The sequence below is a fragment of the Pseudomonas sp. IT-P100 genome (assembly GCF_949767185.1).
Lineage (GTDB): Bacteria > Pseudomonadota > Gammaproteobacteria > Pseudomonadales > Pseudomonadaceae > Aquipseudomonas > Aquipseudomonas fluorescens_B.
In genome coordinates, this window is sequence record NZ_CATKQK010000059.1 from 190,930 (window position 1) to 210,631 (window position 19,702).

General features: G+C 58.9%; 14 protein-coding genes. 9 read left to right on the plus strand and 5 right to left on the minus strand.

Annotation, left to right across the window (positions count from 1 at the left end):
* The gene (locus ACM6IQ_RS30235) at window positions 1-312 is read left to right on the plus strand and encodes a YqfO family protein (RefSeq protein WP_031319105.1); all 312 of its coding nucleotides are present in this window, start codon (window positions 1-3) and stop codon (window positions 310-312) included.
* 145 nt (window positions 313-457) lie between these two features.
* Here ACM6IQ_RS30235 and ACM6IQ_RS30240 read toward each other — a convergent pair whose 3' ends face one another.
* Together ACM6IQ_RS30240 and ACM6IQ_RS30245 are read right to left on the minus strand one after the other, a co-directional pair.
* Window positions 458-2,866, minus strand: coding sequence for a glucose/quinate/shikimate family membrane-bound PQQ-dependent dehydrogenase (locus ACM6IQ_RS30240; protein ID WP_414880560.1), 2,409 nt, complete (start codon window positions 2,864-2,866; stop codon window positions 458-460).
* 112 nt (window positions 2,867-2,978) lie between these two features.
* On the minus strand, window positions 2,979-4,361 hold the full coding sequence (locus ACM6IQ_RS30245; RefSeq protein WP_017340622.1) for a carbohydrate porin: 1,383 nt from the start codon (window positions 4,359-4,361) through the stop codon (window positions 2,979-2,981).
* 285 nt (window positions 4,362-4,646) lie between these two features.
* Here ACM6IQ_RS30245 and ACM6IQ_RS30250 point away from each other — a divergent pair, with 285 nt between their 5' ends.
* Together ACM6IQ_RS30250 and ACM6IQ_RS30255 are read left to right on the plus strand one after the other, a co-directional pair.
* On the plus strand, window positions 4,647-4,877 hold the full coding sequence (locus ACM6IQ_RS30250; protein WP_017340621.1) for a VF530 family DNA-binding protein: 231 nt from the start codon (window positions 4,647-4,649) through the stop codon (window positions 4,875-4,877).
* Between the two features lie 2 nt (window positions 4,878-4,879).
* Window positions 4,880-5,515 carry a Pr6Pr family membrane protein gene (locus ACM6IQ_RS30255; RefSeq protein ID WP_414880561.1) on the plus strand — a complete coding sequence of 212 codons (636 nt, stop codon included), beginning with the start codon at window positions 4,880-4,882 and terminating at the stop codon, window positions 5,513-5,515.
* Window positions 5,516-5,550: 35 nt separating this feature from the next.
* On the opposite strand, the gene ACM6IQ_RS30260 is transcribed toward ACM6IQ_RS30255, so the two are convergent.
* Both ACM6IQ_RS30260 and ACM6IQ_RS30265 read right to left on the minus strand, forming a co-directional pair.
* The gene (locus ACM6IQ_RS30260) at window positions 5,551-6,336 is read right to left on the minus strand and encodes a siderophore-interacting protein (protein ID WP_017340619.1); all 786 of its coding nucleotides are present in this window, start codon (window positions 6,334-6,336) and stop codon (window positions 5,551-5,553) included.
* A complete protein-coding gene (locus ACM6IQ_RS30265; RefSeq protein ID WP_017340618.1) occupies window positions 6,333-6,908 on the minus strand; it encodes a PadR family transcriptional regulator in 576 nt (191 codons plus the stop codon). Before ACM6IQ_RS30265 ends, ACM6IQ_RS30260 begins: the two co-directional genes overlap by 4 nt.
* 506 nt (window positions 6,909-7,414) lie before the next feature.
* On the opposite strand from ACM6IQ_RS30265, the gene ACM6IQ_RS30270 reads away from it, so the two are divergent.
* The 6 genes from ACM6IQ_RS30270 to ACM6IQ_RS30295 all read left to right on the plus strand — a co-directional run bounded on the left by ACM6IQ_RS30270 (window position 7,415) and on the right by ACM6IQ_RS30295 (window position 14,443).
* Entirely contained in the window at window positions 7,415-7,906 is a 492-nt protein-coding gene (locus tag ACM6IQ_RS30270) for a CS1 type fimbrial major subunit (protein WP_017340617.1), read from the plus strand.
* Between the two features lie 103 nt (window positions 7,907-8,009).
* A complete protein-coding gene (locus tag ACM6IQ_RS30275) occupies window positions 8,010-10,532 on the plus strand; it encodes a TcfC E-set like domain-containing protein (RefSeq protein WP_414880562.1) in 2,523 nt (840 codons plus the stop codon).
* A 35-nt stretch (window positions 10,533-10,567) separates the two neighbouring features.
* Complete coding sequence (locus ACM6IQ_RS30280; RefSeq protein ID WP_193393038.1) at window positions 10,568-11,839, plus strand: hypothetical protein; 1,272 nt, start codon at window positions 10,568-10,570, stop codon at window positions 11,837-11,839.
* 43 nt (window positions 11,840-11,882) lie between these two features.
* Window positions 11,883-12,623 (plus strand): molecular chaperone, encoded by a 741-nt coding sequence (locus tag ACM6IQ_RS30285; protein ID WP_414880563.1) that lies wholly within the window; start codon window positions 11,883-11,885, stop codon window positions 12,621-12,623.
* Between the two features lie 5 nt (window positions 12,624-12,628).
* Window positions 12,629-13,129: a CS1 type fimbrial major subunit gene (locus ACM6IQ_RS30290; RefSeq protein WP_031319102.1), complete on the plus strand. Its 501-nt coding sequence runs from the start codon at window positions 12,629-12,631 to the stop codon at window positions 13,127-13,129.
* A gap of 48 nt (window positions 13,130-13,177) precedes the next feature.
* Window positions 13,178-14,443: a hypothetical protein gene (locus ACM6IQ_RS30295; RefSeq protein ID WP_414880564.1), complete on the plus strand. Its 1,266-nt coding sequence runs from the start codon at window positions 13,178-13,180 to the stop codon at window positions 14,441-14,443.
* A 45-nt stretch (window positions 14,444-14,488) separates the two neighbouring features.
* Here ACM6IQ_RS30295 and ACM6IQ_RS30300 read toward each other — a convergent pair whose 3' ends face one another.
* Window positions 14,489-19,564, minus strand: coding sequence for an NEL-type E3 ubiquitin ligase domain-containing protein (locus tag ACM6IQ_RS30300; protein ID WP_414880565.1), 5,076 nt, complete (start codon window positions 19,562-19,564; stop codon window positions 14,489-14,491).
* Between the last annotated feature and the right edge of the window lie 138 nt (window positions 19,565-19,702).

The window sequence follows — 19,702 nt, forward strand, 5'->3', positions numbered from 1 at the left end:
GTGTACAAGCTCAGCTTTTTTGTTCCCGACAGTCATGTCGAAAGGGTCAAAAGCTCCGTATTCGCTGCCGGTGGCGGACGGATCGGGGCTTACGATCACTGCGCGTGGCAAGTGTTGGGCCAGGGTCAGTTTCGCCCATTGGATGGCAGCCAGCCGTTCATTGGCGAAGCGGGGCAGGTCGAACAGGTTGAGGAATGGAAAGTTGAGCTGGTGGTGGCGGATGAGTTGATCCGGGCGGTGGTGGCGGCTTTGAAACAGAGCCATCCCTACGAGACACCGGCTTACGAAGTGTGGCGGTTGGAGGATTTTTGATCCCAAGGCCGCTGCAATGAAAAACCCGCCAAGGCGGGTTTTTTGTTGCCCAGTATTTATAAACCTACAAAGGATTGCGTTCATTCACCCACAAAAAAGGCGACCCCTTCACAGGAGTCGCCTTTCCTTTTACCGCCGCTAAAACTTACTCGGACAGTTTGTACGCAATCACATAGTCACCTTGCTTGGTGCCCAGCGAACCGTGACCGCCCGCGACGACCAGCACGTATTGCTTGCCGTCCTTGCCGGTGTAGGTCATTGGCGTGGTTTGCGCGCCTGCAGGCAGACGACCTTCCCACAACTGTTTGCCATTTTTCACGTCGTAGGCACGCAGATACTGGTCGAGGGTGCCGCTCAGGAAACCAACGCCACCACCCGTGGTGATGGTGCCACCCAGACTAGGCACGCCCATGCTCAGCGGGATCGGAACCGGCGAGCTGTCACGCACGGTGCCGTTCTTGTGCTTCCACAGGACTTTGGAGGTGGTCAGATCGATCGCCGCCACATAGCCCCACGCCGGCGCCTGGCACGGCAAGCCCATTGGCGACAGCAGTGCTTCGAGGACCACGCCGTACGGCGCGCCTTTGTTCGGCTGCACGCCTTCGGTTTCGCTTTTGCGCGGGCCTTGGGCCGCGATTTCGGCGGCCGGGATCATTTTCGATTTGAACGCCATGTAGCTCGGGTTCACGAAAGCGATCTGACGCACCGGGTCAACCGAGAAACCGCCCCAGTCAAACACACCGAAGTTGCCTGGGTAAACGATCGAACCCTGCAGCGACGGCGGGGTGAACGGGCCGTCGTAGCGCATGGATTTGAAGTCGATCCGGCAGATCAGTTGGTCGAACGGGGTGACGCCCCACATGTCGCGCTCTTGCAGCGGCGGCGGCATCAGGTTGAGGTCGGATTTCGGTTGGGTCGGGGACGTGTGATCACCTTCGACAGCGCCCTGAGGCACCGGCACTTCGTTGATCGGCACGATCGGTTGGCCAGTGCTGCGATCCAGCACGTAGATGCTGCCTTGCTTGGTGGACGCGAGCACCGCCGGCTTCACGCCGTCAGCGGTTTTCAGGTCCATCAGGGTTGGCTGACCACCGACGTCCATGTCCCACAGGTCATGGTGGGTGAACTGCATGTGCCAGCGTACCTGGCCGGTTGCGATGTCGAGGGCGGTGAGGCCGGCGGCGTGCAATTCCGATTCAGGGGTGCGCGCACCACCGAACTGGTCCGGAGTCTGGTTACCCATCGGCAGATAAAGCATGCCGAGTTTTTCGTCGACGGCGAACATGGACCACATGTTCGGCGAGTTGCGGGTGTAGACCTTGCCTTCGGCAATCGGCGTGGTGTCGTCCGGGTTGCCGCTGTCCCAGTTCCACACCAGTTTGCCGGTGTGCACATCGAACGCGCGGATCACGCCGCTCGGCTCGTCGGTGGAAACGTTATCGGTGACGTGGCCGCCAATCACCACCAGGTCTTTGGTGACGGCTGGAGGCGAGGTGGAGTAGTAACCGCCGGCATTGAAGCCGCCGATGTTGGCGCTCAGGTCGACCTGGCCTTTGTTGCCGAAGTCTTCGCACATCTTGCCGGTGTCGGCGTTCAGGGCGATCAGACGGGTGTCGGCGGTCGGCAGGAAGATCCGGCGCGGGCAGACGCTGGCGACGGGAGCGCTGGCGCTGCCGGTCGGGCTCTGCTCGGAAGCGTAGACGGCGTCATCGTGATACGACACGCCACGGCAGGTCATGTGCGCCCAACCCTTGAAGTTCGCCGCGTTCTGCGTGGAGAGCTTCGGATCGAAACGCCAGATTTCCTTGCCGGTGTCCGGGTCCAGCGCGATCACCTGGCTGTGCGGTGTGCACACGTAGAGCATGCCGTTGACTTTCAGCGGGGTGTTTTCGGCGGTGGTTTCACCCGGATCGTTCGGCCCCGGCAGGTCGCCGGTGCGGTAGGTCCAGGCCGGAACGAGCTTGTTCACGTTCTGCGGAGTGATCTGTGTCAGAGGCGAGTAACGATCACCGTGGGCACTGCGGCCGTAGGAGTTCCAGTCGCCATCCGGCATGGCTGGCGCGGTGTTGGTCATGCCCGGGACGCTGTCGCGGTCCAGTTGGCCCTTGATTTCACCGGGGTTGGTGAACTGGCTGGCCAGTGCGGCAACACCGGCGAGCACCACAGCGATGCTGAGCGCGCCAGTGCCCGTCTTCGCTTCGCCTTCGCGCAGCAGCGGACGACGGAACCACGGCAGCAGCATGACAATACCCAGCGCGAACAACATCGCCAGGCGCGGCACCAGTTGCCACCAGTCCAGGCCAACTTCCCACAAGGCCCATACGGTGCTGGCGAACAGTACCAGTGCGTAAAGCCCGAGGGCGGCGCGGCGGGCCAGAATCAGCAGCACGCCGGTCAGTGCCAGGCCGATACCGGCCAGCAGGTAATACAGCGAGCCGCCGAGCATGCTCAGCTTGATCCCCCCGGCCAGCATGGCCAGGCCCATTAGCAGAAGCAGAATGCCGAGCAGGGTCGGCAATAGACGGCTTCGACTCAAAGCACCATCAGTGCTCATAGTGTGGTTCTCCGTGACGTTTCAAGTAGTCCCGCGCAAGTTCACTGTAGATGACGATCCGGCGCGGGCATGGTTCATATCAATTGGGTTCGTTGATGCAAGTCCCTGTGGGTTAGAACGACGACTGGACCTTGATCCCGCCAATCAGTGCGTCATCGACCTTGTCCACGCCACCGGGGTGGCGGATGTATTGCAGGTTCGGGCGCACGGTCAGCCAGTTCGTGACGTGCACGCCGTAATAGAGTTCGGCGCTGTATTCGGTGTCTTGCGGTGGCAGGAAGGACGGGTCGTCGAAGTCGTAGACCGCACGGGCCTGATTGCTCGCCTCGGCGTTCTTGCGGTACGCCGGATTGACATGAACCCGGGCCATCGCGAAACCGATGTCATCCTTGGTCCGTGCATCGAACAAGCCTTTGTAGACGACGCCCGCCTGCACATAGTTGTCGATGGCGTTGGTCTTCTTGTCGTGCATCGTGCCGTTGGCGAACACGCTCAGGCCACGGGAGTGGTCGCTGGCACGGCTGGTCAGTTGCTGCTGCACACCGAGCCACACGCCGTGCTTGCTGGACGCGCTGCGGTAGGCCTCGCCACTCAGGGCGGCGGGCTGGCCATTGCGGTCCTTGTAGGCGTCGGTGGCGTTGGCGTTGCTGTAGTAATAACCGGCGCGGTATTCCCCCGGCAGGCCGTTGAGCTTGGGTGTCCAGACCAGTTCCACCGGCAGGATCGCGCCCTGGGTGCCGCTGCCGCTGAGCTTGAAACCATTGTCGCGATCCAGGTTCGACGGGTTCTGCTCATACGCGCCGACTTGCGCGTACAGCTCTGGCGTCAGGTGATATTTGACCCGCATCGCCCATTGGCTGACCGGCCAGTTGTACCAGATGCCGCCGACCCAGTTACCGACCTGAGAGCCGCAGAACGCCAGGTTCTGGAAGTCGCAGGGGAAGCTGTTGAAGTCTTCGCCTTCGCCGAAACGGCCGACCTTGATGTCGAGCTTGCGGTCGAAGAATTTCTGCTGATACCACATCTGCGTCAGGCGCCAGGTTTGCCCGCGGCCCCAGACTTCCTGAGCGGAAGTGAAACCACCGACCCGTGGATCGTTGATGCGGTCGTTGCTGATGTTGTTGCCGTTGCGCTCGGTGATGGTCAGCTGAAATTCAGCGTCGTCCCAGCCCAGGATCTTTTGCAGATCGAGGTGTGCGCCGAGGCCGAACTGATCGCTGTAGCGTGCGGTGCGATCGTGGTCGTAGCCGCCGTGCAGATTGCTGCCCATTTCGCCGGTGTAATCGACTTTGAAGTCGTAGCCTTTTTCCGAAAGCTCGGTGCGCGTGCCGTTCCAGTCGCCGAGCATCCAAGGCGATTCGCTATCAAAGGCCGGTGCAGCCTGAGCGCAGGTGGCGAGACCCATTGCGGTGAATCCGCCGACCAGGTTCAAGGCTTTTCGGCTGGCAACAGCAAGGCAGACAGCGCTGTCTCGCGAAGATTGAAAATAAGGCATAGAGAAGAAATTCTTGGTCTTTTTCTAGGGAGTGAACGGGGAACAGCAGGATTGAAGCGAATGGAAGAATCGTTTCAGCTTGTCGGGGCGCAAGGATAATGTTCTGTTACAAATAGAGAAAGCGCTTTTACCGACATGAATTCTTTCGGATTTGGTAACAGTGTCGCGGGGCGATCTGTCGCAGTTCACCTACATTTAACAGATAGCGCGCACAGCCCTTCCACCGGACCACCCCCTCGGATAAGGTGCGCGCCTTGCATTTCATTCATCGCTCGAAGGCCCGGCATGACCGAACAGAACAACAACCCGCTGCACGGCGTGACGCTGGAGCAGATCCTGAACACTCTGGTGGAACATTACGAATGGACGGGGCTGGCCGAGCGCATCGATATCCGCTGCTTCAAGAGTGATCCGAGCATCAAGTCGAGCCTGACGTTCCTGCGCAAGACCCCGTGGGCGCGGGAAAAAGTCGAGCGGTTGTATGTGAAGTTGATGCGCACCAAGCGACCGCTCTGAACATGGTCAGCCAGTCTGCCGCGAGGCGTCGTTTTGTGGCGGTGGCGGTGCTGCTCGGCTGGGCAGGATTGAGCATTCAGCTGTACCTGATTTTCTATTCGCGCTGGGCCCTGGGCGCCAGTTTGCTGGGTGGGCTGCTGAGCTTTTTCAGCTATTTCACTGTGCTCACCAATACGTTGGTGGCCACTGTGCTGACCTGCGCACTGACGTCCCGCGAATCCGCTGCACGGCGCTGGTTTTTGCAACCGTGGGTGAGCAGCGGGATTGCCGTGAGCATCGCCGTGGTCGGCCTGGCCTACAACGTCCTGTTGCGCCATCTGTGGCATCCCGAAGGCTGGCAATGGCTGGCCGATGAGCTGCTGCACGATGTCATGCCGTTGCTGTTTCTGGCCTGGTGGTGGTTGTGCGTGCCCAAAGGCACCTTGCGTCTGCGGCACATCGCGCTGTGGGTGATTTACCCGTTGCTGTATTTCGCGTATGCACTGCTGCGCGGGCATCTGCTGGCGACTTATCCATACCCGTTCATTGATGTGGATACGCTGGGTTATCCACAGGTGTTTGTGAATGCCGGGGGATTGTTGGCGGGGTTTGTGCTGATTGCCTTGGTGGTGATCGCGTTGGATCGCCGTCGAGGCTGATCACACTGACGTCTGATCAACCCTGACCTGCGTTGTTACTCCTCGTCGCTGTCGTCCAGCCGCCAATAGCCGACGGCTTTGAGGAATTGATCGTTCAGCCCGTGCTCGTCCAGCAATACCCGACGAATCTGCCGTGACACTTTGCTCTCTGTGGCCACCCACGTGTACAGATGGCCGGCGGGTATCTGCAATTCCTTCACCGTGGTCAGCAGATTGTTCCTGCCACCGTCGCGCAACACCCAGATCACATTGACCTGCGCCGGGCTTTCGAGCTTTTGCTGTTCCGCGCCGTTCTCCACCTCAATGATCACCAGCGCTCGCCGATTGGCCGCCAAACCCTCCAGACGCCGCGCAATCGCGGGAATTGCCGTCTCATCGCCGATCAGCAAATAGCTGTCGAACATGTCCGGTACGATCATCGATCCCCGTGGTCCACCGATGTGCAGGAATTGCCCCGGCCTGGCCTGCTCGGCCCAGGTCGAGGCAGGGCCGTCGCCGTGCAGGACGAAGTCGATGTCCAGTTCCAGCGTGTCCAGGTCATAGCGCCGCGGGGTGTAGTCGCGCATCGCCGGCATCGGCCCGTTGTCTTTGCCCGCACCGAGAACCAGGGTTTCCAGCGCCGCTTGTTCTGCCGCGTTCTGCGGGAACAGCAGTTTGACGTGGTCGTCTGTGCCCAGGCTGATGAAGCCGGCCAGTTCAGGGCCGCCTAAAGTAATCCGGCGCATGCGCGGGGTCAGGTCAACCACGCGCAAGACTTGCAGGCGGCGGCGTTTGATTTCATGCATGACGCGGTGAATGGTGTGCTCGATCACTTCAGTCATTCAGCTTTCTCCGCAGGGGATTGAACCAAGGGACCATCAACGATGGCTTTGGCGGTGTCGTTGAGCAAAGCGGCGACCCGCAGGATTTCTTCAGGACTCCAGCGACCGTGGTGCAGTTGTAACGCATGACGCAGGTTATGCACCGCTTCGTGAATTTCGGCCGGACGGTCATGGCCGCGTAACGAGCGTTTGCTGACATCGATGCGCATGCGCACCCCGTCCAGTGCAACCGCTTGCTCACTTAAAGACAGACGTCCGGTCTCGGTCACGCTGTAGCGTTTTTTCCCGCCTTCGGCGTCGCCCTGGATCATTTCGCTTTCTTCCAGGAAGGTCAGGGTCGGGTAGATCACGCCGGGGCTGGGGCTGTAGGCACCGTCGAACATACCTTCGATCTGACGGATCAAGTCATAGCCGTGGCAGGGCCGTTCGGCGATGAGCGCGAGCAGCAGCAATTTCAGATCGCCGGGGGCAAACACCCGGGGGCCTCGGCCGCCACGCTCGCGACCGGGGCGTTTCTCGAAGCCGTCGCGGCCGTCACCGTGTTCGCGGTGGGGGGAATGATGGTCTCTCATTTTTCCTTGTCTCTGGCGTGTTTAGATACAACTTAAGATATATCGTAATGGCAAGGCAAGCGAACAGGACCAACGGTCGTCGCCGAAGGACGTAGGGCGGACTTCAGTGCAGGGGTGGGAAAACGCCGTTTTGTGGCTTGCTGTTTTAGAGTGGTTGATCTAATTGTGCGCAACTAACAGCGGGAATTTTTAATAGTTACGCCTGAGTAGTCTTTTTCTCACAGAACATTTGTTTCTATTTGTCTGTATGCTTTTTTTATTAAAACTGTTTGTAGTATGTTTCTGTCGGGTTAACGGATTAATTATTGAATTTCAGGTTTTTTCTTTCTTGTTATGGGCTGTTGTGACTACATGTTCTTCGGAAGTTTCGTACTTACTTTCTACGAAAATTGGTCGATCATTCTCTGCGTTGAAAGTTGAGCCAAATTGCCACTATCTAAGTCCGCTATTTGCATCGCTCACGCTTTCCACGGACCAATCACTTTGAAAAAGACAGGTACTCAACAATGTTCAAGAAGTTTGCAATCGCCGTTCCGATGACCCTCCTGGCCCTGAGTTCTTCGATGGCGTTCGCTGCGGAAGAATCGCGCTCCTCGATCAACATTACCGCGGAAATCCCGAGCTCGATCTTTTATGCCCAGCCTGTAAACCCGGACTTTGGTAAAGACGAGAGAATGCAATACCGCGTCCTTGACGGAACCCTGACAGACGTGGTTGGCATGTACGATATCAAACACACCGAAGGTTCGGTGAACGCTTACGTCGAAGGCGGCCCGCAACCCTTGTTCAACGGTAATACGGCGAAAAACATTCCCCTGACTTACACCTTCAATGGAAAAGTATTGACCGGTACCACTCAGGAGGTGGTAGGTGACGCCGAATCCAATGGCGGCATGCGCGCGGAACTGCGTATATCCGCCGCCAAACCGGCTGCCGACCAGAACGGCCTGTACACCGTTAGTCCTACTGTGATTTTCGATGCTGTCCCCCGCATTTAAGTCTTGAACCAAGGCTCGTCCTGCTTGGTAGCCTGACCGGTCGGCAGGCAAGTTTTTGTCTGTCGATCGGCTTTAACGAATTTATCCATTGAGTATTTTGTTCATGTTCCCGATGACTCCCATCGCGACGGCGCTTGCCCTTTTTTTTTGCGCATCGGCCTTGGCCGCACCCATGGAAAACGGCAATACACCGAGAAGTTTGTTGGCGCAGGCCAAGGGGCTGCCAAGCGAGTTTGAAGAACATTTCTTTGATGTGCCGCTGGCGGTGCGCGTGGAACGTGACCAACAATTTCTCGGTGAGGCGATGGTCGTGTTAACCCGCGACGACCGCATCACCCTCGTTGACTTCACCGATGTCAGCGACAGCACGATCAAAGACAGTGAACGCGAGACCTGGACCAATTACCTGAAACAAGGCGTGGCGCTGGGCGACTGCAAGGCGAAATGCCCCGAGCAGCTATTGGCCGTGTACTACAGCCTGGAAAACTCGCTGGTGTCGATTCTCACGGAAAACGCCGAACGCGACGATCAGGTCCAGCGTTACTACAACCAGCCCGAAGGCGGCAGCACCGGGTTGATCGTGCGCAATCAGCTGAACCTCAACGGTGGCCAGAACCAGGACCTCGGTGGTCGTTACGGTCTGGAAGCCAGCAGCAGTCTCGGTAACTGGACTCAAGCGGTGAACCTGCAACTGTCGCGACTGGGCGGTGTGGACAATCAGCTTTATCACGCCGTGCACGAGCTTTTCACTCAGCGCGAACTGGAAGGCAATTTTCTGCGCCTGGGTTTATTCACGCCCAACTCGGAAGGCCTGACCCGTCAGCCGCGCTCCTTTGGCGCCAGCCCCGACACCGCGCTGGGCGTCATGTACGGCAGCTCCGACAGCCTGGCCATCAACAACCCGAAACCGGCGGTCTACCCGATCTACGTCACGGCCAATCGGCAGGGTTCGGTGGAAATCTATCGCGACGGTTTGCTGATCAATACTCAGGCGATACCGGCCGGTTTGCAGACCCTCGATACGCGGCCACTGCCCGGTGGCATTTATGAAGTGGAAGTGCGTCTGATCGAAGATGGCCAGATCACCTCCAGCACGCAGGAACTGGTCTATAAACCCAACAACTGGCGCAATCATGACGAGCGCTGGCGCTACAACCTGTTCGCCGGGCGTGAATCGAAAATGCTCAGCAACTGGGATGATCAGGCTGACGGCGAGATGACGGCCGGCGCCGCATTCAACTTCCTGCTGCACCCGCGGGTGATCCTCGGCCTGTCGGGCCGACAGGTGAAAGACACCCTGCAATACGGCACGTCGGTCGACTGGGCGATCGTCAACAACGCGAGTGTCTATGCCAACGTCTACAAGACCGAGGACTACGGCACCGGCCTCGACGTGCAGGGTCTGTATTCCTACGGCAGCGGCAGTATCGTCGCCAGCCACAATCGCAGCTGGCTCGACACCACCCGGCTCTACGACACGCTGCCGGACGGCACGCGAGTGCGGCAACGCAACGTATTTATCGGCCAGACCAGTAACTCTTCGCTGTCGGTGAACCATCGGCTCACCAGTAAAAGTTCGGTCAATGCCCGGGTGTCCCACAGCGAGGGCAACACCGAAGGCGTTGGCGTGGATCTGGGCTGGAGCCAGCGCGGCCGATTGTTCGGCAGCGACGCCAACTGGCGGCTGTCGCTGTTCGACAGACCGGGCAGCTTCAGCTCGGGGAATGACCGTAATCGCGGCGTCGACCTGAGCCTCAACATTGCCCTGGGCGGTCCGGGCGAACAGATCTCCGGCAGCATCGGCACCCGTACCGATCGCGACGGCGGGCGCGATAACAATGCTTCGGTCACCTACCGCAAAGACTTGCAGGATCACCTGCTGCAAAGCGTTTCCGCCACGGCCATCACCGACACCTATGGCATCGGCATGAACGCGATGGCGACGATGCAATCGGACCTGGCCAACGCCGACGGATTTATCCAGCGTTCCTCTTACAACAACGACTTCACCGGTGGCCTGAACCTCGACAGCACCGTCGCCGTCGGCGGGCAAAAAATGGTCATGACCAGCCAGTACCACCGCAACGGTGCGGGCATGATCATCGATGTCGAATCGGACATCGATGACATCGCCCTGCGTGCCGACGACTTGAGCGGCGGCAGCGCGATACTCAAGCCGGGGCGCAATTTCGTACCGATCACGGCTTACAAAAGCAGCTCGGTCAGTTTCGATTTCGAGGGCAATCACGTTCCGGCTGCAACCATCCAGCCGGCGCGCTCCAGCTACCACCTGAACAAGGGCGGCGTGGACTATCGCCAGATTCGCGTGATGAAAACTCTCACCGTGCTCGGTCGTCTGATCGACCCTCAGGGCAAGCCGCTCAAGGGCCACCACATCATCAACCACGCCAGCCGTGGGGTGAGTGAAGTGGACGGCTTCTTCTCCATGGAAATGAACGCTGGTTCCCCGACCCTGGAAGTGCGCCACGGCAACCAGTTGCTGTGCCAGTTCCGCCTCGACCCGAGCAATGGTCGCGCGGAAAACAACGTGCTGATGATCGGCGACCTGCGTTGCACGCCGGACACCCTGGCGGACGTCGCCGATGCCGTGCAGAGGGCGGGTTGATGGACGCTGCTCAATTTTCTGGAGTTTTTAATGTGCTGAAATCATTGACTGCCCTCGGGCGTACGAGCACCAGCGCCTTGCTCCTTGGCGCCTGCCTGATCGTTTCGGCTCCGCAGATCGAGGCCAGGGTTATGCCGATTACAGCCACCTTCAACCCTGACCCGAGCAATCCGCAGAAGAATGAGTTCAGGAATACCACGCCTAATCAGGGCTTCTGTCGCAACTATCCCGCCATCTGCAAGACTCACAATATTTTCAGCCTGCGCTCCCACGTGGGGAATGTTCCGTTCGGTGGTCCCATCCTGCCCAATCACCAGGATGTGCGACAGGGCGCGATGATCAAGACGCCCGCCGCGTGGCGTTCGTTGACGGTCCTTAATCGTGACACCGGCGAGCTCGCCGAGGTGGAAATCCGTATAGCCGGGCTGGGCGGTGTTCACAACCTCAGTAATGATGTAAGACAGCTTACCGGCGAAACAAACACCAATATGGCTCACAGCGTGCTGTGGGGTGGCACCAGTTGGCAAACGGCGCCCAGTCCATGCGTGGCGATTGGCCCAAATAATCAATACGGATTTACCGGTTATCAGTTCTTCTGGCTGACGCCTCAGGAAACGGTGTGTGCGAAACAGGCGAAGTTTCTTATTCCCGGTTTCAATTTCAGCTATCTGGATTTCACCTACGAGCTGCGCACCCCTGACCCGCTGAAAATGTCCACCGGGGTGTACACCGGGACCCAGGTGTACACGATCGGCCCGGGCGGCGACTTCGATCTGGGTGACATCGTTGTGCCCTCGGACAACATCATCCAGCTCGACTTCACCCTCACCGTCGAGCACACCCTCAAAGTCGAAGTCCCGCCGGGTGGCAATCGCGTCGAACTGGTGCCACAAGGCGGCTGGCAGGCCTGGCTGCAACAGGGCCGCAGACCCACGCGGCTGTTCCGTGACCAGACCTTCAACATCTCGGCCAGTTCGCGCTTCAAGATGAAACTCGAATGTGAGCACACCCAAGACAGCAGGACTTGCTCGTTGCGCGAGCCGGTATCCGGCAATTTCGTGCCGCTGAACGTCAGCGTCAGCCTGCCCCGTGGCTTGAGCGATGCAAGCGGCAGAGCCGTCGAACGGCGGCCCTTGCTGATGGATGGCAGCGGTACCGAACTGTTCCAGCCGGCGTTTTACGTGGAGCGCAGACCCGGAACGCTGCACTTCGAGATTCCTTCCCGCGAAGTTGAGCAGATGCTGCAACCGGGTCATCAGCGACAGTATTCCGGGACTGTGACGGTTGTCTGGGATTCGGAAGTTTAGCGGGTCGCACTTTGCTGTAGTTCATTTGACGAGGTTCAGAACAATGAAATCCCTGTTGGCACTGTTTGGTTTTTTACTGGTTGCACAAATCGCACACGCTGGGCCGAGCATCAATATCGGCACGGTTTACGACTATCTGGATGGCGACAAAAGTACGTTCTTGAAACGCGTGTTCAACGGCGGCGACAGCACCGCGTTCGTCAAGGTCAACATCCTGGAAATCCTTTATGACGCCGACGGCAAGTCGCAGGAAGTGCCGCTCGAATCCAGTGCCGACGGCAGCGCCCGGGACGGCTTGATGGCCAGCCCGGCGCGGCTGATCGTGCCCGCCGGTGGCATGCAGGGCACGCGACTGCTGTACATGGGCGAGCGTGATCGCGAGCGATACTTCCGCGTGCGTTTCGTGCCGGTGGTGCCCGAGAAGGAAGACGAATTCGCGGTCTCGGGTGAAGAACGCGAGGAATACAAGAAAACCCTCTCCGCCGGCGTCACGGTGCTGGCCGGGTATGGCGCGGTGTTTTTCGTCCGTCCCAAGGATACGCGTTACGCCAGCGTGATCGAGAACGACGCGAGCCGTTACCGTATCCGCAACAACGGCAACACCGTGGTGGTGATCGACGAATTCAAGGACTGCGCGGTCAAGAAAGAACAGGACTGCCAGCCGACTACCAAGCATCACATTCTGGCGGGCCGCAGTTTCGAGTTCGAGAAACAGGCCGGTCGCGAGTATCGCTTCACCCTGGTTGAAGGCGAGAGCAGCAAGAAACTCGACGTGAAAGGCTGATGATCATGTTCAGAAAACTGATGGTATTGCTGATGCCAGCGCTGGTTCTGTGGGCAAGCAGTTCGGCGTTTGCCGCTCGCGAGGTGCATCAATTCGACGTGTTCGTGACGATCCCGAGCCAGGCGTTCTACGTCATCCCCGCTGACCCTGGCTGGATTCATCGCGAACAGAAATTGCCATGGAATCTGGCGACCTCGACGTTGGGCAGCTTGCGCAAGTATTTCGATGTCAAGAATGAGTCCGGTTCCATCGAAGCCCGCCTTGAGGGCAGGCCCTATCTGTCCAACGGGACGGATGCCCATGACATTGGTTTGCGCGTGCTGTTCAACGGCCATGTGCTGAATGAACTGAACAGTAGCGAGGTGGTGTCGATGAGCGATGCCGCGCCGGGTAAACGTGTGTTGCTGGAGATCGTGCCGATGCCGCCTGTGGATGGGATTTATAAACCGGGCAGCTATTTCGGCAGCGTCAATTTGATTTTCAACGCAGTGCTGCCGGGTGCGTGATGCCATGCAGGATTGGCTGTTGACCTGACTCGTTTCAGAGGAAAAAACATGAATCATTCACATGGCATGGGGCGGCAGGTACTTTGCTGTGTCGGGATCGGGATTTTATCGTTGCTCACCTGTTCTTCAGCCTGGTCGGAAGAAGTCTCGATCCTGGCGTCGTTCAGACCGGATTCTGCAAACCCTCAGCAGAATAAATTCAGGAATGACACACCTTCCAGTGGTTATTGCGCGAGTTACCCTGGCGAGTGCCGTGACAACGACATGTTCAGCCTGCGCGTGCCGATTCAGTTCAGCTCCAATGCGCCGATCCAGGCGAATCACCCGTCGTCGCGCCAGGGTGCCACGTTCAAAGTCCCTGCACAGTGGCGTGAGTTGTCCGTGGTGCATGAAACGACGGGCGAACCCGAGACGGTCAAGGTTCGAATTGCAGGTCTGGGCTCCCAGTATGTGACGGAGGACGTTATCAGTCTTGTCGGTGGAGGGAGCGACTATCAACTAGCCCACGCTCAACTGTGGGGCGCTGATTGGGTGTATGCGCCCGCTCCCTGTCTTTATAGTGGCGTAGCGTTTTACGGGCCGAATCGCTATGCCTTTTTCTGGAAAACACCAGCAGAGGCCAGCTGCGATAAGCAGGCCAGGTTCAACGTGCCCTGGTTGCGTTACAACTATCTGGATTTCGCCTATGAACTGTTCACACCCAACCCGTTGGGTATGTCTTCGGGCCGTTATTCGGGAAGCCTGACCTACAGCGTTGGACCGAATGGTGATTTCGACATGGGTGACGTCATGCTGCCAAGCGATTCGACACTGAAGCTGAATTTCACTCTGGAAGTGCAGCACACGCTCAAGGTGGAAATTCCACCCGGTGGCAATCGCGTTGAACTGGTTCCGCAGGGCGGCTGGCAAGCGTGGCTGACGCAGGGGCGCAAGCCGACACGGCTGTTCCGGGATCAGACATTCAATGTGTCTTCGTCGAGTCGCTTCAAGATGAACCTCGACTGCCAGTACACCATGGACGGTAACCGCTGTTCGGTGCGCGACCCGGTTTCCGGTCATTTCGTACCGCTCGACGTCAGCGTGACCCTGCCCAATGGCCTGGTGGATGCCACCGCGCAACCGGTCAACCGCCGACCGTTGCGGCGCGACGGCATTGGAACCGAGCTGTTCCTGCCACACTTTTATGTCGATCGCAGGCCGGGAACATTGCACTTCGAGATTGCCCGGGACGAGGTCGAGGAAATGATCAAGCCCGGTACCGCCCGATCCTATTCCGGCCTTGTCACGGTCGTCTGGGATTCGGAAGTGGGTTAAGGGTTGAACCCTGATGCATCACTCGATGCATCAGGGTTTTGCCGATTACTGCCGTGCGTCTTTTTGCAGCGCTGCACGGGTCAGCTTTCTGCTCAGCTCTTTTTCTTCGTAGCCCATGTCGTGAAGCAATCCGCCGTAGACCTCATCGGTCATGTCTTGATCAGTCAGTACCACGCTCTCATCAATATCCAGTCGGCGAGCGAGGTCCAGCAGGCGTTGTTTGAGTGCGCGTCGTTGCGCAATCTGCTGGCCTTTGGCGTTGGCCCAGGCGTGTTGGACTTCGCGCAACTCTTCCAGCAAGTCGCTCCTGGCTTCGTACAGCCGGGTGTTGCGCCGGAACTCGTTCGGGTAGGTGTCACGCAGGTATTTCTGCCAGAACGGCTGTTCCAGCATGTCGTTGACCAAGCCATCGCCCGCTTCCATCGACATCACCGTCTCGAAGGCCGTGTCGAGAGTTTCGGCGCTCACGCCGGCTACACGGCGATACAGCATCGACTCCGATTGCCAGGGTAAACCGAGGCGCTGGGCCAGGCCGGTTTCGTAGGCGAGGTACACCTCCACTTCATCGGGATTGCCGGGCCGGCTGCCGAAATCGGCACGGGCAATGTCATCAACGCGCGCAAGGCGAGCGGCGCCCTTTGCCAGGTTCACCAGTTTGCTTTCAAGGACGGCGTTGGACGTCGACAGGGCATAGGCTTCGGAGGCGAGCACCTTGATGCCCATGTGGTTGAACACCTGGGCCCCGGCATCGGCGCAGGTGGTGGGCGCCCTGGCCATTTCGAACAGATCCTTGCGCAACCCGGTGTCCAGATCGATGGCTTCGATCATGCGCCATACCCGGCTGCTGAGCTGTTGGCGCAATTCGCCGCCGGCCCGGTAATCGGCCGAGCGGGTCTGCTTCTGGATCAAGGCAAAGAAATCTTCAGAGCCAGGCTCGGTCATCAGATCGTGCCAGGCTTCCTCCCGAAAAGTCCCCAGCCCTGAGACCTCGGCACTCCACCAGACCGAGTCGTCTTTCATCGGCCACAGGTTCATCGTGTCTCGTGCAGCGTCGGCGTAGACCTGTTTGGGTGCGATGCCGACTGACCGTCGATACGCTTTGAAAATGACCAGGTTTTTGTCCGAGAGTTGCTTTTCGTACAAGCGGGTCCGCGCCAGGAGGAAGGCATCCTCGGAGCCGGGTACAACCGTCGGAATGACGCTGATCGGGTTCTCCTGCAAATCCAGAAAAAAGCCACGGGGTCGACGCTTGTTGAAGGGGCCGAACAGGCCATCGGGCCAGGTGGTGGCCCCGGTGTTGCTCAAGCTCAGGATTCTCAGTTTGGGCATGCGCCCGACGTCCGGGAGCCTGCCCAGTTGCCTGTTGTCATCGAGCCTGAGGGTTTCCAGGCGTGTCAGGTTGCGCAGTTGCTCGACGGCGGACGGGGTCAACGTGATGTCGTTGTTCATCAGCCGCAAGGTTTGCAGGTGGTGCATCTTGCCAATGGTTTCGGGCAGTCGCGTCAACCCGCAACTGCGGGCGCTCAGTTGCCGCAGATGAGGGAAGTCGTTCAACAGGCCGGAGGCGGTTTCAGAAAAGGTCGTGCGGTCCAGATTCAAGGTGCTGATCTGATCGAGGTAGTGTCTGATCTCCGGCAGATCCTTCCACCAGCGTTCGAGGTCGAGCACCTCGAACTCCGTGGACAGGTCCAGCGCATAACCGCCGTCGGCTGTGAGACTGCGCTCACCAAAGACCGTGGACTTGCGTTTGAAACAATCGATGAACCGTTCAACGATGTGCAATCCGCCGCTGTTCATGAATCCGCGTTGATCCGGGCCCCAACTGTCCGGCTGCTGGTAGCGCCAGCGATTGAACAGCACCCGCAGGTCATCCAGTTCGCGGTCCAGTCGGGTCAGTGTCTGATGCCCCTGTTCCTGCGATCCCAGGGAGCGGACGAAGGTATTGACCTCGCGTTCGTTGAAGTGGGGGTATATATCCTGCACCCGTTCGGTGAGTGTGGCGGCTGTCGTGGAGAAACCGGGGCCGCGCAACAGCATCATGGCTTCGTGGTCCGCCGTCGGGCGGATCGGCGGTGCGGCGAGGGCAGTGCGGCGCTGCGCCGGTGTCTCGGTCTTGGCCATCACCCATTGCTTGAGAAAGGCACCCTGGCCCGGTCGATAACCCAACTGCGCCTGTTTGTCTTTCGGCAACGCGTTGAGGACCGCTTCGTAAAAATCCGTGGCTTCGTGCAGTTTGTGGTTGGCGGCGTCCCAGACCTCGAACTGGTTCACATCATCCTTGACCAGCACCCGGACCGTCGCCGAATCGTGTGCACCCACGCTGCTGCGCAAGGGGCCGGCATCGTTGCCTTCGCGAACCTCGATGCGCAATTGCGCGAACGTGTCGGTATGAATCCTCAATGCGTTCAGCACCAGGCGTTCGGTTTCCGCTACCCACTGCGCGCCGTCATGAAAGCCTTCGTACGCATGGTTGGTCCGGGCTTCGAAGGCCGCTTCACGCGCTCGGCTTTTCAGGCCCAACGGCAGACGTTGCTCCTCGCTCAGGCGCATGAGGTCGGCAGCGTCGGCACTGTTCAGCAGCGTCTGTGCCGCACGGGTTGGCAGCTCGGGAAATGCCTGGCGAACGAGCCGGATCTGCGGATCGTCGGACGGTTGGGCACCTTGGTAAAGCTGATTGACGATGTCAGCGTTCAGTCGACTGGCTTCGTCCGCCAGACGATCACGCAATGCTTGCACCCGTTCGCTTTTGACGGTTGACCGGCCGAGCACCGCTTGCAGCTCTTCCTCGCTGAGGAACTCGACAAGTCTGGGCGCAAACTGCTCGCTCATGAGCTGCGACTGGCTGGTGGACAGCGTCTGCGCATCGCTCGCCTCGGCATTGCCGTACTGGCGGAACCGGCCGCTCATGTCGACGTCTTCGTAAACCTTCAGGGCTTTATCCGCCGGCCAGCCGTCCAGGTAAGTCGCCAGGGGTTCAAACCACCAGGAGGCAGGGTCCAGCGGCTGACCAGTGCGAATCCGTTCAATGGCGTGCCGGGTCTGCTGCTGGATTTTCAGGCGTGTGAGGCTGTCGTCCAGTAGCGGTGGCGGGGCGGTGTTGTCGACGTACATCCGGCGCAGCGCAGCGTCGTCAGTGCCGCTGGCGATGCGAGCGTTGTCCAGTTGCAGGTCGTTGAAGCCCTCCACCGAGTGGCCGAGGCGACGCATCAATGTCGGTCGATCCCATGCTCGCGGAGCCTCGGCCTCATGGGTCCAGGCGCCGAGGCCGTTGTGTTTCAACTCGGGTAAATAAGCATGCTCGCGGTGCGGGTGTCTGACGCGATAGTTGCCAGTTTGCGGGTCTTTTTGCACGGCGTAGTGCTTGTTATCCAGTGGCAGAACATCTTCGCCTTCGTGGGCATGCAGCCCCAGCGCGTCCGGGCGGGAGTCAGCCGGTAACTTCACATCGGGCCGCTCATAGGGCTTGAGGTCGGGATACCACAGCCGGGGTTCGCCGTTGGGCAGGGTGACCGGTTTCATGCCTTCGATCAGCGGTGACAGTTTCAGGCGTGCAAGGTTTCCGATCTTCGCGCCGGCGGCAAACGCCACCAGCGAAAGAAAGTCTGAGACCACACCGGCAATATGCTCGCCGGCTTCGGTCCACATCCCGAAGGACATGTCGACAATGCCTTCGACGACGTCGCTGGTCATCTGATACACGGAGTAGATCATCATCATTTCACCCAGCCCGGGAACGAACGGCGTGACGACCATCAGGGCGATGTTGAAGATGTCCGAGAATATTTTCTTGAAGTTATCCCACCAGGCCCATCGGGCATTGGAATCGGCATCGGCGGTGGACACCGCAATGTGCCGGGCGTCATTAAGGACTTTGTTGAGTTTTTGCTGGAAGAGGTACTCCCAGAGTTCGCCGGGAATCGGTGCGGCTTTGAAATGCAGATTAGGGTTGTCAACCGGCACTTCCCGCCAACTCGGCCCCTGGTCCAGCGGCTCTTTCTGATGCGATTTCACCTCGAACAGACGTTGTTGCAGCCCACCGAAAAAATGCCCTCGATCTGATTGATCGACGAACCGGCTGAAGTATTGCTGGTAGGTCATGCCGGTGGACGATGCGATGTCGTTGTCGCGCAACTGACGCGTCAGTTCATTCATGAACGCGACGGTCGAGGGGTACTCTTTCAACGGGTGCTCAGGGTCCTGCGGGACGTAAACAATCACCGGTGTCACGTCACGGATGCGTTGTTCCGGCCTCGGTGCGATCAACACGATTCCGGTCAGCAGGCTGTCGAGAATGGACAATTCGGCGAAGTGCATCACCCGGCCTTTGCGGGTCAGGTTGCGCTGGCCATCGAGCATCTTCAGGACCAGGTCGCGGGCCTCGGCATCGATCTCGCCTGTCAGAACGGCCAGTTCAGCGGCCGCTTTGAACGCGGCTTTTTCGCTCTCGACGATCTTGCGTTTCAAAACAACCTGCGCGAGGCCGTCACTGGGCAGCAACTGTTCTTCGAGGTACTTCGTGTAACGCGCCCCGATATCCAGTTCGCGACAGAGGCTCTGGAACCGGGCAATGGGCATTTTGCGTTTGATCGGCAGGATGTCGAAGTGCCCGAGCGCATCAGGCTGGCTGATGTAATTCGAGTCGACCTCGCAGGTTTCCTTGCTCGAGAAGTTATGCAGTGCCGCGTCCAGCAAGGAAACGGTTCGGGTCACCACGCCGTTGATGTTGCTGGCATACCAGGGAAGCTGTTTGGGTAGATAAAGGTACAAGCAGGTTGTCTTTACATCGACGTCGACACCGAACTGTTTCAGTAACGCGTCGGTCAGCAACGGTTCGGCGAACTCGTAAACGCCTTGCACCTTTTCCATGACCTGGTCGACTGTGTCTTGAGCGGACCAGAGTTCAAGGTTGGCTTCCTGTAACGGCGTGTGATCGAAATCCCTGGTGGTCTGTACCCAATGCCCCGAAGTCGCTCGAGTGAGGCTCAGCTCCCGAATCCGTCGCAGCGAAGCACCCTTGAAAGCGGGGTGGATACGGCGCTTGATGAACGCGTAGTGGCGGCCTTTGTTGTCGTCGTCCCCGGGTGTCGGTAGCGCTGATATACGTCCGTGTAAGTCAGTCATGCTTTTCATAAACCTTGAGCATTAAGTGGAGTGACCAGCCTAACGCCCGAGGCTCAAAGTAAAAGTTTGAATTACCGCTGCTTGATCCGCGTTCCTCTGTGAAAAGACATTGGAATTATCAATGCCGAAAATAATTAA